This is a genomic window from Acidovorax sp. GW101-3H11, assembly GCF_001633105.1.
Classification (GTDB): Bacteria; Pseudomonadota; Gammaproteobacteria; order Burkholderiales; family Burkholderiaceae_C; genus Acidovorax.
The window spans coordinates 46,699-62,254 of the sequence record NZ_LUKZ01000019.1 but is presented as its reverse complement, the minus strand read 5'-3'; the positions used below and the strand labels follow the sequence as shown (position 1 = coordinate 62,254).

Here is a 15,556-nt window from a genome sequence, read left to right as displayed (position 1 = left end):
CCTAAAMCCCCCACCGCCATGACCACGACGACCATTCGCCAAGAAGACCTGATCGAATCCATTGCCGGCGCGCTGCAGTACATCAGCTACTACCACCCCACCGACTACATCGCCCACCTGGCCCGCGCCTACGAGCGCGAAAAGAGCCCGGCGGCCAAGGATGCGATCGCCCAGATCCTGACCAACAGCAAGATGAGCGCCACCGGCCAGCGCCCCATCTGCCAGGACACCGGCATCGTCAACGTGTTCCTGAAGGTGGGCATGGACGTGCGCTGGGAAGGCTTCGATGCTGGCGTCGATGGCAAGCCCTGCAGCCTGGACGACGCCATCAACGAAGGCGTGCGCCGTGGCTACAACCACCCCGACAACACGCTGCGCGCCTCGGTCGTGGCCGACCCGCAGTTCGCCCGCAAGAACACCAAGGACAACACCCCCGCCGTGATCTTCACCGAGATCGTGCCCGGCAACACCGTGGACATCACCGTGGCAGCCAAGGGCGGTGGCTCGGAGAACAAGTCCAAGATGTACATGCTCAACCCCGGTGACAACGTGGTGGACTGGGTGCTCAAGACCGTGCCCACCATGGGCGCTGGCTGGTGCCCGCCCGGCATGCTGGGCATCGGCATTGGCGGCACGGCGGAGAAGGCGGTGCTCATGGCCAAGGAAAGCCTGATGGACGACCTGGACATGTACGAGCTGCAGGCCAAGCAAGCCAGCGGGGCCGAACTCGACAATGTCGAAAAACTGCGCCTGGAGCTGTTTGAAAAGGTCAACGCCCTGGGCATTGGCGCGCAGGGCCTGGGCGGCCTGACGACGGTGCTGGACGTCAAGATCAAGATGTACCCCACGCACGCGGCGAGCAAGCCGATTGCGATGATCCCCAACTGCGCTGCCACGCGCCATGCGCACTTCGTGATGGACGGCTCGGGCCCCGTGTACCTCACGCCCCCCAGCCTGGACCTGTGGCCCAACGTGGACTGGGCGCCCGACTACAACAAGAGCAAGAAGGTCAACCTGGACACGCTGACCAAGGAAGAAGTCGCCAGTTGGAAGCCCGGCGACACGCTGCTGCTCAACGGCAAGATGCTGACCGGCCGCGATGCCGCGCACAAGCGCATCCAGGACATGCTGGCCAAGGGCGAGAAGCTGCCCGTGGACTTCACCAACCGCATCATTTACTACGTGGGCCCCGTGGACCCCGTGAAGGGCGAGGCCGTGGGCCCCGCAGGCCCCACCACCGCCACGCGCATGGACGGTTTCACCGAGATGATGCTGGCCCAGACCGGCCTGATCGCCATGGTGGGCAAGGCCGAACGCGGCCCCGTCGCCATCGAGGCCATCAAGAAGCACCAAAGCGCCTACCTCATGGCCGTGGGCGGCGCCGCCTACCTGGTCTCCAAGGCCATCAAGACCGCCCAGGTCGTGGGCTTTGCCGACCTGGGCATGGAAGCCATCTATGAGTTCGACGTGGTGGACATGCCCGTGACCGTGGCCGTGGACGCGGGTGGCACCAGCGCCCACATCACCGGCCCGGCCGAGTGGCAAAAGCGCATCGCCTCGGGCGAGTTCAAGGGCATCGAAGTCGCGACGGCCTGAGCCCGGCCCATGCCATGACCCAGGCGCCATGTACCAGCGCCTGTGACAGCTCTCCCAACCGCCTTCGGGCGGTTTTTTCTTGCGCGCTCGCACCTGCCAGCACGGAGGCGGCGTCTTTCCTACAATCCACGCTTTCGTCCAACAGCCAGAGCTTGGTTTTTTGATGCCGCAGGCCTCTTCTCCCATCGGTGTTTTTGACAGTGGCGTCGGCGGGCTGAGCGTGCTGCGCGCGCTGCTGGCAGCCATGCCCCATGAGCGCTTCGTTTACCTAGCCGACAGCGCCAACGCACCCTATGGCGAACGCGGCGACGCCTATGTGGCGGCACGCACCCATGCCATCACCCAGTACCTGTGCGAGCAGCACGGCATCAAGGCCCTGGTGGTGGCCTGCAACACCGCCACGGCAGCCGCCATCCACGAGGTGCGCAGCAGCCACCCCACATTGCCCTTGGTAGGCCTGGAGCCTGCCATCAAGCCCGCCCTGGCCGTCACCAAGACCGGACATGTGGGCGTGATCGGCACGCGGGGCACGCTCACCAGCACCAAGTTCGGCAAGCTGATGGCTTCACTGGAAGGCCAGGCGCAGTTTGTTGTGCAGCCCTGTGATGGCCTGGCCCACGCCATCGAGCGCAGCGTGGCACAGCCGGTGGCCGCCCCGGGCAGCCCCGTCGATGCCACAGAGACTGGCGCGCTGTGCGCGCGCTATGTCCAGGCCATGGGCAGTTTTGGCACCGGCGCTGGGCAAATGGACACCCTGGTGCTGGGCTGCACGCATTACATCTTCGTGGCCCACGAGCTGCGTGCGCTGGTGGGGCCGGGCGTCCAGTTCATCGAGACCGGCGAGCCCGTGGCCCGACAGACGCGGCGCCTGCTGGAAGCTGCTGGCCTGCTGCATGTGCCCGCAGAAACTCGGCCGGGCCAGCCCCCCGCAACGCCGCACGGGGCTACGCCCCCGGTGCAACTGCTGACCACGGGCCCCGTCACCATGCTGGAGGCCGCCGCGCAGCGCTGGCTGGACCTGCCCGCGAGTTGCTGCCAGTCTGTGCAAGTGCCCTGATTCAAAGCAAAAATCGGCCTCTGCGCGTATCCATCAAGCCTGAATAGCTACCAAAATAATAGCAATAGCATTTCAGGCTTGAATTCACAGCCCTCAGGACTGCTCCACACCCCACAGCCGGGTGCCCGCGTGTTCCACATGCGTGAGGTACAAGCGCAGGTCGAACTCGTACTGGTGGTACTGCGGCTCCATGTGGGTGCACAGCTGGTAGAAGGCTTTGCCATGGTCCTTCTCGCGCAGGTGGGCCAGTTCATGGACCACGATCATGCGCAGGAACTCGTCCGGCGCCTGCTTGAACATCGCGGCAATGCGGATCTCGTGTTTGGCCGTCAGCCGGTTGCCCTGCACACGCGACACCGCCGTGTGCAAACCCAGTGCATGGCGCACCACGTGGATCTTGTTGTCGAACAGCACCTTGTTGACCGTGCCCGCGTTGCGCAGGTAGCGCGCCTTCAGCTCCTGCGTGTAGTCGTACAGCGCCTTGTCGCTGCGCACGGCGTGGGCTGCGGGGTACTTGCGCAGCAGAACAGCCCCGAGCTTTCCCTGCGCCAGCAGGTCGCGCGCCTGCTCCTGCAGAGCCGCAGGGTAAGAACGCAGATAAGGGAGGTCGGAAGTCATGGCAGGGAGCGACATGGCGGCATGGTTGCCACGCGGTGGCAAGGCAGCTAGGCAGGCATGCCAACCACCTGTGGGCCTCAGCATGAAGCCGGGACACAGCCGCCCGGCCTTGTTGAGCGCCTTGCTTGCGCCGCGAAGCGTCAGTGCAGGTGGCGAGGACGGCGACCACCGCCGCCACCATGGCCACTGCTGCCTGGCCCCCCCGGGCCGCGCGGGGGCTTGCCGATTTCCAGCGAGTTCACCAACGCATCAAACCGCTGGCTGAACAACTTGTCGATTTCCGCGACCACGCCGCCCAGCTCGGCGCCATCAAAGTGACGCTCCATCATGTTCACCACGTCCTGCACCAGCAGGTCACGCTGCACCTGCATGATGGCGGCCGGGGTGGGGCCGACGAACAGCATCACAAAGTCGTCGCGCGACTCGGCGCCCTGCTCTTCCTCTTCCTCGTCAAAGTCGGCGTCGTAGAACGTGACCTCGATCGCGGCCCCCTGCTCGGCCAGTTCGTTGAGGCTCATGCACATCTCGTCGAGCGACTGGCGAAAGTCCTCATCGCCCCGCACGGTCCAGCACATCTGCAGCAGATGCTCTTGCGCATCAAACTTGATGCCCGGCTCTTCCTCGTACGCACTGGCCGCGCCATCGGCCAGCGAACGGGCTCCAGCGTACTTCCACAAAGGTTTGAGCGCTTCCTGGAGCTGGTCAAAACTCACATCAGCGCGCAAGGGGACCTGTCCGTGGACGTGGATTTCAAAGGGAGCGTTGTAACTTGACATGATTGATTCGTAGTGGTGCCCCGAGCCGGGGTCGAACCGGCACGCCCCTTTTCAGGAAAGCGGCGGATTTTAAGTCCGCAGTGTCTACCAATTTCACCATCGGGGCGCCGGCTGCTGAGCGCACACCTGCGTTGCAGCGTAACCCGGGCAGCACCTGTGCGCAATGCCCTGTCGCATCTCAGTCCACAGGCTTGCGCTTGAAAACGACGCAATCCGGAGCACCAAGAAAAAAGGGAAGCCTAAGCTTCCCTTTTCAAAATTGGAGCGGGAAAAGAGTCTCGAACTCTCGACCTCAACCTTGGCAAGGTTGCGCTCTACCAACTGAGCTATTCCCGCATTTGCCTGCCGCTTTAACGTATCCGTTATTGCTTATCAGCAAGCCTCAAATTATATCGCTATTTTTGGTCTCATTCGATTGCTGACCAAAAATTTTCCAATCACCTAACAGCCTTGCCCGTCTTCATCACAGCCAGAACCTTGAAGATTCTGAGCCATCGACGGTACAGACCGTATCTGGAGGCGCGGTCCGGAGTCGAACCGGACTAACCGGATTTGCAATCCGGGGCATAACCGCTTTGCTACCGCGCCAGGAATTCACATTCCTCTGACAAAAAAGGGAAGCATCTGCTTCCCTTTTTCTGGAAATTGGAGCGGGAAAAGAGTCTCGAACTCTCGACCTCAACCTTGGCAAGGTTGCGCTCTACCAACTGAGCTATTCCCGCATTTACCGAAGCCTTACATTGTACAACGTTTGCTGCGATGGAATGAATTGTAGCGCATTTTTGGGGCTCTCCAAAAAATTTTGCGTCAATGTTTCAAACCATCGGCGGCCGCCGACGAGGCAGCTGCTTTTTCGGCCGGAGCTGGTGCCACCACCGCCACCTCTTCGTCCGTCAGGGGCACGGGTTTGCTCTCCAGCGCCACTTCCAGCACCTTGTCGATCCAGCGCACGGGCACGATTTCCAGCCCGCTCTTCACGTTGTCGGGGATCTCCTGCAGATCCTTCACGTTTTCTTCAGGGATCAACACGGTCTTGATGCCGCCACGCAGTGCCGCCAGCAGCTTTTCCTTGAGCCCGCCAATGGCCGTGACCTCACCACGCAACGTGATTTCACCCGTCATGGCCACGTCGCCGCGCACAGGAATGCCCGTGAGCGCCGACACAAACGCGGTAGTCATCGCAGCGCCTGCACTCGGGCCGTCCTTGGGTGTGGCACCGTCTGGCACGTGGATGTGGATGTCGCGCTTCTCGAACGCTTCGTCCTTGATGCCCAGGATGCGCGCGCGGCTGCGCACCACTGTGCGTGCTGCCTCCACGGACTCCTTCATCACATCGCCCAGCGAGCCGGTGCGCGTGATCACGCCCTTGCCGGGCATGATCGCCGCTTCGATGGTCAGCAGGTCGCCGCCCACTTCGGTCCAGGCCAGGCCCACGACCTGCCCCACCTGGTTTTGCAACTCGGCGCGGCCATAGGTGTACTTGCGCACGCCCAGGAAGTCGGGCAGGTTGTCCGCCGTCACCACCACCTGGGGCGTGAGTTTCTTGAGCTGCAGGCCCTTGACCACCTTGCGGCAGATCTTGGAGAGTTCACGCTCCAGCGAACGCACGCCCGCCTCCCGCGTGTAGTACCGCACCATGTCGCGCACGGCGGGTTCGGTGATCAGCAGCTCTTCGTCCTTCACGCCATTGTTCTTGAGCTGCTTGGGCAGCAGGTACTTCATGGCGATGCTGGTCTTCTCGTCTTCGGTGTAGCCCGACAGGCGGATCACCTCCATGCGGTCCAGCAGGGCTGGCGGGATGTTCATCGAGTTGGAGGTCGCCACGAACATCACGTCGGACAGGTCGAAATCCACCTCGACGTAGTGATCGCCGAAGGTATGGTTCTGCTCGGGGTCCAGCACCTCCAGCAGCGCGCTCGATGGGTCGCCCCGGAAGTCCGTGCCCAGCTTGTCGATCTCGTCGAGCAGGAACAGCGGGTTACGCGTACCCACCTTGGAGAGGCTCTGCAGCACCTTGCCCGGCAGCGCGCCGATGTAGGTGCGGCGGTGCCCCCGGATCTCGGCCTCGTCGCGCATGCCGCCCAGGGCCATGCGCACATATTTGCGCCCCGTGGCCTTGGCGATCGACTGGCCCAGCGAGGTCTTGCCCACGCCCGGTGGCCCCACCAGGCACAGGATGGGCGCCTTGACTTTGTCCACGCGCTGCTGCACTGCAAGATATTCAAGGATGCGGTCCTTGACCTTGTCCAGGCCGTAATGGTCTTCGTTGAGCACACCCTCGGCATTCACCAGGTCATGCTTGATCTTGGTCTTTTTGCTCCAGGGCAGCGCGGTGAGCACGTCGATGTAATTGCGCACCACGGTCGCCTCGGCCGACATGGGCGACATCAGCTTGAGCTTCTTGAGTTCGGCCTCTGCCTTCTTGCGCGCTTCGGCTGGCATTTTGGCGAGCTTGATCTTTTTCTCGATCTCCTCGATGTCGGCGCCTTCGTCGCCCTCGCCCAGTTCCTTCTGGATGGCCTTGACCTGCTCGTTCAGGTAGAAGTCGCGCTGGTTCTTCTCCATCTGGCGCTTCACGCGGCCCCGGATCTTCTTGTCCACGTTAAGGATGTCCACCTCGCGGTCGAGCTGCTCGAACAGGTTTTCGAGGCGCGCCTTCACGTCCGACAGGTCCAGCACCACCTGCTTGTTCTCCAGCTTGAGCGGCAAGTGGGCAGCAATGGTGTCGGCCAGGCGGCCAGGATCGTCGATGCTGGAGATCGACGTGAGGATCTCGGGCGGGATCTTCTTGTTGAGTTTGACGTACTGGTCAAACTGCTGCATCACCGCACGGCGCAGGGCCTCGATCTCGCTGGGCTTGTTGGCCTCCGGCGTGGCCTCGACCGGCGTGACCGTGGCCATGAAATGCGTTTCGGTGTCGTCGATGGAAGTCACCAGCGCGCGCTGCTGGCCTTCCACCAGCACCTTCACCGTGCCATCGGGCAGCTTGAGCATCTGCAGGATGGTGGAGACGCAGCCGACGTCGAACATGTCCGACACCGAGGGCTCATCCTTGGCGGCTGCCTTCTGGGCGACCAGCATGATGCGGCGGTCGGCCTCCATGGCCATCTCAAGCGCCTTGATGCTCTTGGGACGGCCCACGAAGAGCGGGATCACCATGTGGGGGAACACCACCACATCGCGCAATGGCAGCAGTGGCAGGTCAATGGGGGTGGCTGGCAGGGGGGTATGTCCGGACATGGAAATCCTCAAAGTGCTCTGTGGAAGTGGTTCCACATGTGGGGATTTTCAACCCTTGCGCGCAGCCGTACTGGCGCAAGGGTTGATGGTGCAAGGGGCGACAACAAGGCGCCCGCTCCGGGCATCTCAGGCCTTCTTGGCCGCTTCGCGGTAGACGAGCAGCGGCGGCTTGTTTTCTTCGATGGTGGATTCATCCACCACCACTTTCTCGACATTGCTGGTATTGGGCAAATCGAACATCGTGCCGATCAGCGATTGTTCCAGGATCGAACGCAGTCCTCGGGCGCCTGTCTTTCGGGCTAGCGCCTTGCGGGCAATGGCTTTCAGCGCGGCAGGACGGATTTCGAGGTCCACACCCTCCATGGCCAGGAGCTTGCTGTACTGCTTGACCAGCGCGTTCTTGGGCTCGGTCAGGATCTGCACCAGGGCGTCTTCGCTCAGCTCGGCCAGCGCCGTCACCACGGGCATGCGGCCCACCAGCTCAGGGATCAGGCCGAACTTGATCAGATCTTCGGGCTCGATCTCGGTGAACACTTCGGTCAGCGAACGCTGCTTCTTGCTCTTGACCGATGCGCCAAAGCCGATGCCCGATGCCTCGGTGCGGTTCTCGATGACCTTCTCCAGGCCCGCGAACGCACCGCCACAAATGAACAGGATGTTGGTCGTGTCGATCTGCAAAAAGTCCTGGTTCGGGTGCTTGCGTCCACCCTGCGGCGGCACGCTGGCCATGGTGCCCTCGATGAGCTTGAGCAGCGCCTGCTGCACGCCCTCGCCCGACACGTCGCGCGTGATGCTCGGGTTGTCCGACTTGCGCGAAATCTTGTCGATTTCGTCGATGTAGACAATGCCGCGCTGGGCGCGCTCGACCTCGTAGTTGCAGCTTTGCAGCAGCTTCTGGACGATGTTTTCGACGTCCTCGCCCACATAGCCCGCCTCGGTCAGCGTGGTGGCATCGGCCATCACGAAGGGCACGTCCAGCATGCGCGCCAGGGTCTGGGCCAACAGCGTCTTGCCCGAGCCCGTGGGCCCGATCAAAAGGATGTTGCTCTTGGACAGCTCCACATCGTCCTTGTGAGCCTTGTCCTTGTGGCGCAGGCGCTTGTAGTGGTTATACACCGCGACCGCCAGCGTGCGCTTGGCCACTTCCTGGCCAATCACATAGTTGTCGAGGTTGGTTTTGATCTCTACCGGGGTGGGCAGGTCGCTGCGGCCTTCGCGGGCCAGGTCACCAGCCGGAAGCTCATCGCGAATGATCTCGTTGCACAGGTCAATGCACTCGTCGCAGATAAAGACCGACGGACCGGCGATCAGCTTCTTCACTTCATGCTGGCTTTTGCCGCAAAAAGAGCAGTAAAGGGTTTTTTCGCTGGAAGAGCCTTTTTTCTCGGCCATGGGGGCAATGCCTTGTTACGTACGGAAAGTTGTCGGGATGATAACCAAATAAAAAACGGCGTCTTCCCCGGGGGAAAACGCCGCTGTGTGAGCCTGTGGCGATCAGGAGCGCTTGCTGATCACCTGGTCCACCAGGCCGTATTCCTTGGCCTCGTCGGCCGACAGGAAGTAGTCGCGCTCGGTGTCGCGCTGGATCTTCTCCAGCGATTGGCCCGTGCGCTCGGCCAGGATGTTGTTGAGCTGCTCGCGGGTCTTGAGGATTTCGCGTGCGTGGATCTCGATCTCGGTGGCCTGGCCCTGCATGCCGCCCAGGGGCTGGTGGATCATGACCTTGGAGTTGGGCAGTGCAAAACGCTTGCCCTTTGCACCCGCCGCCAGCAGGAAGGCGCCCATGCTGGCCGCCATGCCGGTGCACAGGGTCGAGACATCGGGCTTGATGAAGTTCATGGTGTCAAAAATCGCCATGCCAGCGCTCACCGAGCCGCCAGGGGAGTTGATGTAGAACGAAATGTCCTTGTCGGGGTTCTCGCTCTCCAGGAACAGCAGCTGCGCCACCACCAGATTGGCGGTCTGGTCATTGACCGGACCCACCAGGAAAATCACGCGCTCCTTGAGCAGGCGCGAGTAGATGTCATAGGACCGTTCGCCACGGCCCGACTGCTCGATGACCATGGGGACCATGCCCAGGCCTTGTGTTTCCAATGCGCTCATGTTTTCTCCAGTCAAGCAGGTACTGTACCCAGAAATGAATTGGGGCCTGTGCACGAAAGCACAAGCCCCTGTGTGATGGCAACAACCGGGCAGTTTGGTAGCCAAACGCCCGGTCAGACCCATCAGCCCTGTTGGGCCATCAGTTCGTCAAACGACACGGCCTTTTCGACCACCTTGGCCTTGCCCAGCACGAATTCGGTCACGTTGTTTTCGATCACAACGGCTTCGACTTCGGCCAGACGCTGGCGGTCACCGAAGTACCAGCGCACCACGTCTTCGGGCTTCTCGTAGCTGGCAGCCAGCTCGTCGATGTGGGCCTTGAGCTGCTCGGGCTTGGCCTGCAGTTCGTTGGCGCGCACCAGCTCGGCCAGCACCAGGCCCAGGCGCACACGGCGCTCGGCTTGGGGGCGGAACACGTCTTCAGGGATCTCGGCCTTGTCGGCGTCCTTGATGCCGCGTTGCTTCAGCTCGGCGCGGGCGCCTTCCAGCAGACGGGCGATTTCAGCCTGGATGCTGGCGTTGGGCAGGTCCAGCTCGGCCTTGGCCACCAGGGCGTCCATCACGGCTTGCTTGTTGCGGGCCAGCAGGCGGAACTTGACTTCGCGCTCCAGGTTCTTCTTGATGTCGGCGCGCAGGCCATCCACGGAACCGTCGGCGATGCCCAGCGACTTGGCCAGGGCGTCGTTCACTTCGGGCAGGTGGGCGGCTTCGATCTTCTTCACGGTCACGAGGAAGTCGGCGGTCTTGCCAGCCACATCCTTGCCGTGGTACTCAGCGGGGAACGCCAGGGGGAAGGTCTTGCTTTCGCCGGACTTCATGCCACGCACGGCGTCTTCGAATTCCTTGAGCATCTGGCCTTCGCCGACCAGGAACTGGAAGTCTTCGGCCTTGCCGCCGTCAAAGGGTTCGCCGTCGATCTTGCCTTCGAAGTCCACGGTCACGCGGTCGCCGTCTTGGGCAGCGGCGTCGATGGCGCGCTGGGCGAAGCTGCGGCGCTGCTTGCGCAGGATGTCGATGGTCTTGTCGATGGCGGAGTCGGTCACTTCGGACGACAGCTTTTCGACTTCGGCGTCCGACAGGTCGGCGATCTTGACTTCGGGGAACACTTCGAAGATGGCGTCAAAAGTCACCTGGCCTTCGGGAGCGCCTTCCTTTTCAGTGATGCGGGGCTGGCCAGCCACACGCAGGTTGGCTTCGTTCGCGGCCACGGCAAAGGCTTCACCCACCTTGTCGTTGAGCACTTCGTACTGCACCGAGTAGCCATAACGCTGGGCCACCACATTCATGGGGACCTTGCCAGGACGGAAGCCGTCCATCTTCACGGTGCGAGCCAGGCGCTTGAGGCGCGTATCGACTTCGGACTGGATCAGGGTGACGGGCACGCTCAGCGTGATCTTGCGCTCGAGCTTCTCAAGGGTTTCAACAGTAACGGCCATGGCTATTCCTCTTATGAATGTGGATCGTGCTGGCTGCAGCGCAGCAGCGCCGTGTTCCGCAAAGTCTCACATGGGTGGTGCGCGGGGGGGGACTCGAACCCCCACACCATTGCTGGCGTCAGGACCTAAACCTGGTGCGTCTACCAATTTCGCCACCCGCGCGGTTCTACAACAAACAAACAGGCGGCAACCTCAGCTGCCGCCTGCGTGAAATCGGTCAACCTTCTATTTTACCCTGATGCGGGCTGGGTGGGAATCAAACCCCTCCAAGAACCTCTGGCGCGGGCCGTTTGACCCGGAACCAGGCGGCATACATCGCAGGCAACGCCAGCAGCGTGAGCACGGTGGCCACAATGAGCCCGCCCATGATGGCCACGGCCATCGGACCCCAGAACACGCTGCGCGACAGCGGGATCATGGCCAGCACCGCCGCAGCGGCCGTGAGCACGATGGGGCGCAGACGGCGCACGGCGGATTCGACAATCGCATCCCACGCAGGCACGCCCCGGGCGCGGTCCTGCTCGATCTGGTCGATCAGGATCACGGAGTTGCGCTGGATCATGCCCATGAGCGCAATCACGCCCAGCAGCGCTACAAACCCGAAGGGCCGGTTCAGCACCAGCAGCGCCGCCGCCACCCCCGCCAGGCCCAGCGGCCCAGTCAGGAAGACGAGCATCGCGCGGCTGAAGCTGTGCAGCTGCAGCATGAGCAGGGTGAAGGTGATGAACAGCATCACCGGCAAACCGGCCGCAATCGAGGCCGAGCCCTTGGAGCTTTCCTCCACCGCCCCCGCCACTTCGATGCGGTAAGCGCCCTGCCCCGACGCACGCCATTGCGCCTCGATCTTCTGCAGCGCAGGCTGCAGCGCCGCCGTCACCGTCGCGCCCTGCAGGCCCTCGGTCACGTCGCCCTGCACGGTGATGGCGTAGTCGCGGTTCTCGCGCCACATCACGCCGGGCTCCCAGGTGAACACGGGCTTGGCGATCTGCGTGAGCGGGATCGATTTGCCCGAAGCCGTGGGCAGATACGCGTTGGCAATGTCGGTGATGGCGTTGCGCTCATCCAGCGGCTGGCGCAGCAGGATGTCGATGAGCTTGTCGCCCTCGCGGAACTGGCCCACCTGCGTGCCCGAGAGGATGGTCTTGGACGCCTGGGCAATCGACTGGCTGGTGACACCCAAAGCACGCGCCTTAGCCTGGTCCACCTCCAGGCGCAGCACCTTCACGGACTCGTTCCAGTTGTCGTTCACGCCGCGCATGTCGGGGTTCTGGCGCAGCTGTGCCTTCACCTCGTCGGCGCGCTCACGCAGCACCAGCGGGTCCGGCCCCACCACGCGGAACTGCACGGGGTACGGCACCGGCGGCCCGTTGGGCAGCAGCTTGACGCGGCCGCGCACCTCGGGGAACTCCTCGGCCAGCAAGCCGGGCAGCTTCACGCGCAGCGATTCGCGCAGCTTCAGGTCCTGCGGCAGCACGATGAACTGCGACACGTTGCTTTGCGGGAACACCTGGTCCAGCGGCAGATAAAAACGCGGCACGCCCGAACCCACCCAGGTGCTCACGGCCGTCACGCCGGGCTCGGCCAGCAGGCGCTGCTCCACGCGCTTGGTGACTTCTTCATTGCCCGCAAACGAGGTGCCCTCGGGGAACCAGATGTCCACCAGGATTTCAGGCCGGCTCGAATCCGGGAAGAACTGCTGCTGCACCTTGCCCATGCCCACAATGCCCAGCGCAAAGGTGAGGATGGTGGCGCCGATGGTGAGCCAGCGGTGCTGCACGCACCAGTCCACCAGGCGGCGGAAGGTGCGGTAGAACGGGCTGTCGAACACCTCGTGCGGGTCGTCCGTCACGCCCTGGTTCGCCTGGGCCGCCAGCACATGCGGCGGCACCTTGAGCAGCAGCGTGCCCAGGTACGGCACAAAGTACACCGACACGATCCAGCTGAGCACCAGCGCGATCACCGTCACGGCAAAAATCGCAAACGTGTACTCGCCCGTGGTGGACTTGGCCAAGCCAATGGGCAAGAACCCGGCTGCCGTGATCAAGGTGCCCGTGAGCATGGGCATGGCCGTCAGTTCGTAGGCGAAGGTGGCGGCGCGCACCTTGTCGTAGCCCTCTTCGAGCTTGAGCACCATCATCTCCACCGCAATGATGGCGTCGTCCACCAACAGGCCCAGGGCGATGATGAGCGAACCCAGCGAAATCTTGTGCAGGCCAATGCCCCAGTACCACATGGCCAGAAAGGTCACCGCCAGCACCATGGGGATGGTGATGCCCACCACCAAGCCGGGGCGCGGGTCGATGTACCAGCGTTTCCACAGCGGGTTCTTGCCCGGCCGCTTGTGAAAGCCCAGGCTGATGAAACTCACCGCCAGCACGATGACCACGGCCTCGATCAGCACCTTGACGAACTCGTTCACCGAGGTGGCCACGGCCGTGGGCTGATCTTGCACGTTCACGAGCTTGACGCCCGCTGGCAGCGAGGCGCCAATGCGGTCAGTGACGGTGTGCAGCGCCTTGCCCAGCGCAATGATGTCGCCGCCCTTGGCCATGGAAACACCCAGCGCAATCACCTCACGGCCCTGGTGACGCACCTTCACAGTGGCCGGGTCTACATAGCCGCGCTTGACCTCGGCGATATCGCCCAGGCGCAGCTGCGCGCCCGACGGGCCTCGGATCGGCATGGCCGCCAGGTCTTCCACGGCATTGAACTGGCCCTGCACCCGCACCTGCACCTGGTCCTGCGGGGTCTGGATGGCGCCTGCGCTTTCCACCGCGTTTTGCTGGCCCAGCTGGGCCAGCACCTGGTTCATGTCCAGGCCCAGCTGCGACAGGCGCTTTTGCGAGATTTCGATGAAAACCTTTTCGTCCTGCACGCCGAACAGCTCGACCTTGGCGACATCGGGCACGCGCAGCAGCTGCTGGCGCGCGTCGTCGGCAAACTGCTTGAGTTCGGCATAGCTGAAGCCCTCGGACTCCAGCGCGTAGATCACGCCGTACACATCCCCAAAGTCGTCATTGAAGAACGGCCCCTGGATGCCCTGCGGCAAGGTGTAGCGCATATCGCCCACCTTCTTGCGCACGGTGTACCAGACGTTGGCCACATCGCCGGGTTTGGACGAGTCCTTGATCTGGAAAATGATCTGCGACTCGCCGGGCTTGGAGTAGCTGCGGATCTTGTCGGCGTACGGCACTTCCTGCAGCGTGCGCTCGATCTTGTCGGTGACCTGCTCGGCCACCTGTTGCGCCGTGGCGCCGGGCCAGTAGGTGCGCACCACCATGGCGCGGAAGGTGAACGGCGGGTCTTCGTCCTGCCCCAGCTGGAAGTAGGCCGCAAAACCCAGCAGCATCAGCACCACCATCAGGTAGCGGGTGAGCGCGGGATGGTCGAGCGCCCATTTGGAGAGGTTGAACCCCTCTTTGGGTTGTTGTTGTGACATGCGTGGCCCTCAGTTGGCAGCCGAGGCCGGGTTTGCTACCAATTCAGGAGCTGCTTTCGCTTTACCAGCGGGCGGAGAAGCCGTTTTTGGCTGATAAACCATCACTTTCTGCCCGGGCGAAAGCACATGCACGCCCGTCGCTACCACCTGCATGCCGGGCGCGAGGCCCGCTGCCACCACGGCTTCGTTGCCGTCGGCCGTGGCGATCTGCACGGGCTGCGACTTCACGGTGCTGCTGGCCGGGTCGTACACCCACACGGCCGTGGCCTGGCCCTCCTGGCGCAGCGCGCTGGTGGGCAGCTTGATGGCCGGGATGCCCGCATGGCTCAGCGCCTTGGGCGTGACGTACACGGTGGCGCCCAGCGCGGGGGCCTCTGCGCCGTCGATGGCCACCTTGACCTGGAAAGTGCGCGTGGCCGCATCGGCGCTGGCCGCCACCTCGCGCACCGCGCCCGCCAGCGTGGCGCCGCCAGACCAGCCACGCACGGCCACTTCCGAGCCCACGGCCATCTGCGCCACCTTGTCCTCGGGCACCACAAACACCACATCGCGCGGACCGTCCTGGGCAATGCGCACCACGGGCGTGCCTGCAGCCACCACCTGGCCCGGCTCGGCGTCGATGCCTGTGACCACGCCCGACACATCGGCCACCAGCGTGGTGTAGGCCGCCTGGTTGCCCTGCGACGACAGCTGCGCGCGCGCCTGGTCCAGCGTGGCCTGCGCGGCTTTCAGCGTGGCTTCGCGGCGCTCCAGCTCGGCGCCGCTGATGAAATTCTGGTCTTTCAGGGTCTGGTAGCGCTTGAGGTCTGCCGCCGCCAAGTCACGCTGCGTGGTGGCCGATGCCAGCTGCGCACGCGCCGCGTCGGTTGCCAGCTGGTAGTCCTTCGGGTCCAGCTGCGCCAGCACCTGCCCCGCCTTCACATGCTGGCCCAGTTCGGCCTGGCGCTTGACGATCTTGCCCGCCACCCGAAAGCCCAGTCGCGACTCGACCCGCGCCCGCACTTCACCCGAATACTCCAGGCTGGACTGCAGCGCACCCACCCCCACCGTGAGCAGCTTGACGGAGCGCACCGGCTCCTCGGGCGGCGCGGGGCGCGAACAGGCGGCCAGCAAAGAGGCGGTGGCCAGCACCAGCAAGAACCGGGAGTGCCGTTGGAGGGGCCGCAAAGCGGAGGGTGTGCGCATGGGAAATCCGGTGAAAAAAAGGGCCACAAGGAAGAAGCGACGGAACAGCACACGCAGCACAGGCCTCGCGACCTGCGCTGCAACGGGGTGGGGGCCAGCCTCCTTG

General features: G+C 63.5%; 10 protein-coding genes and 5 tRNA genes. 2 read left to right on the top strand and 13 right to left on the bottom strand.

Annotated elements, in window-relative coordinates; translation table 11 throughout:
• Positions 1-18 precede the first annotated feature (18 nt).
• Positions 19-1,596 carry a fumarate hydratase gene (locus tag A1D30_RS16425; RefSeq protein WP_063461798.1) on the top strand — a complete coding sequence of 526 codons (1,578 nt, stop codon included), beginning with the start codon at positions 19-21 and terminating at the stop codon, positions 1,594-1,596.
• 163 nt (positions 1,597-1,759) lie between these two features.
• Positions 1,760-2,653, top strand: a complete 894-nt coding sequence (gene murI, locus A1D30_RS16420; protein ID WP_063461797.1) for a glutamate racemase — start codon at positions 1,760-1,762, stop codon at positions 2,651-2,653.
• A 93-nt stretch (positions 2,654-2,746) separates the two neighbouring features.
• Here murI and A1D30_RS16415 read toward each other — a convergent pair whose 3' ends face one another.
• The 13 genes from A1D30_RS16415 to A1D30_RS16355 form a co-directional block, all read right to left on the bottom strand.
• On the bottom strand, positions 2,747-3,271 hold the full coding sequence (locus A1D30_RS16415; protein WP_109790973.1) for a M48 family metallopeptidase: 525 nt from the start codon (positions 3,269-3,271) through the stop codon (positions 2,747-2,749).
• Positions 3,272-3,411: 140 nt separating this feature from the next.
• Positions 3,412-4,047 carry a DUF6806 family protein gene (locus A1D30_RS16410; protein ID WP_063461795.1) on the bottom strand — a complete coding sequence of 212 codons (636 nt, stop codon included), beginning with the start codon at positions 4,045-4,047 and terminating at the stop codon, positions 3,412-3,414.
• Positions 4,048-4,060: 13 nt separating this feature from the next.
• Positions 4,061-4,153 (bottom strand) — tRNA-Leu (locus A1D30_RS16405).
• 154 nt (positions 4,154-4,307) lie between these two features.
• Positions 4,308-4,383: transfer RNA gene (locus A1D30_RS16400), tRNA-Gly, on the bottom strand.
• A 178-nt stretch (positions 4,384-4,561) separates the two neighbouring features.
• Positions 4,562-4,635 (bottom strand) — tRNA-Cys (locus tag A1D30_RS16395).
• A 58-nt stretch (positions 4,636-4,693) separates the two neighbouring features.
• Positions 4,694-4,769, bottom strand: a tRNA-Gly gene (locus A1D30_RS16390).
• An 85-nt stretch (positions 4,770-4,854) separates the two neighbouring features.
• On the bottom strand, positions 4,855-7,287 hold the full coding sequence (lon, locus tag A1D30_RS16385; protein WP_063461794.1) for an endopeptidase La: 2,433 nt from the start codon (positions 7,285-7,287) through the stop codon (positions 4,855-4,857).
• A gap of 126 nt (positions 7,288-7,413) precedes the next feature.
• A complete protein-coding gene (clpX, locus tag A1D30_RS16380) occupies positions 7,414-8,679 on the bottom strand; it encodes an ATP-dependent Clp protease ATP-binding subunit ClpX (protein ID WP_063461793.1) in 1,266 nt (421 codons plus the stop codon).
• Between the two features lie 102 nt (positions 8,680-8,781).
• A complete protein-coding gene (gene clpP / locus A1D30_RS16375) occupies positions 8,782-9,390 on the bottom strand; it encodes an ATP-dependent Clp endopeptidase proteolytic subunit ClpP (protein ID WP_063461792.1) in 609 nt (202 codons plus the stop codon).
• A 122-nt stretch (positions 9,391-9,512) separates the two neighbouring features.
• Positions 9,513-10,826 (bottom strand): trigger factor, encoded by a 1,314-nt coding sequence (tig, locus tag A1D30_RS16370; RefSeq protein ID WP_063461791.1) that lies wholly within the window; start codon positions 10,824-10,826, stop codon positions 9,513-9,515.
• Between the two features lie 75 nt (positions 10,827-10,901).
• A tRNA-Leu gene (locus tag A1D30_RS16365) sits at positions 10,902-10,988 on the bottom strand.
• A gap of 94 nt (positions 10,989-11,082) precedes the next feature.
• Positions 11,083-14,265: an efflux RND transporter permease subunit gene (locus A1D30_RS16360; protein ID WP_063461790.1), complete on the bottom strand. Its 3,183-nt coding sequence runs from the start codon at positions 14,263-14,265 to the stop codon at positions 11,083-11,085.
• A gap of 9 nt (positions 14,266-14,274) precedes the next feature.
• Complete coding sequence (locus A1D30_RS16355; RefSeq protein ID WP_063461789.1) at positions 14,275-15,450, bottom strand: efflux RND transporter periplasmic adaptor subunit; 1,176 nt, start codon at positions 15,448-15,450, stop codon at positions 14,275-14,277.
• Between the last annotated feature and the right edge of the window lie 106 nt (positions 15,451-15,556).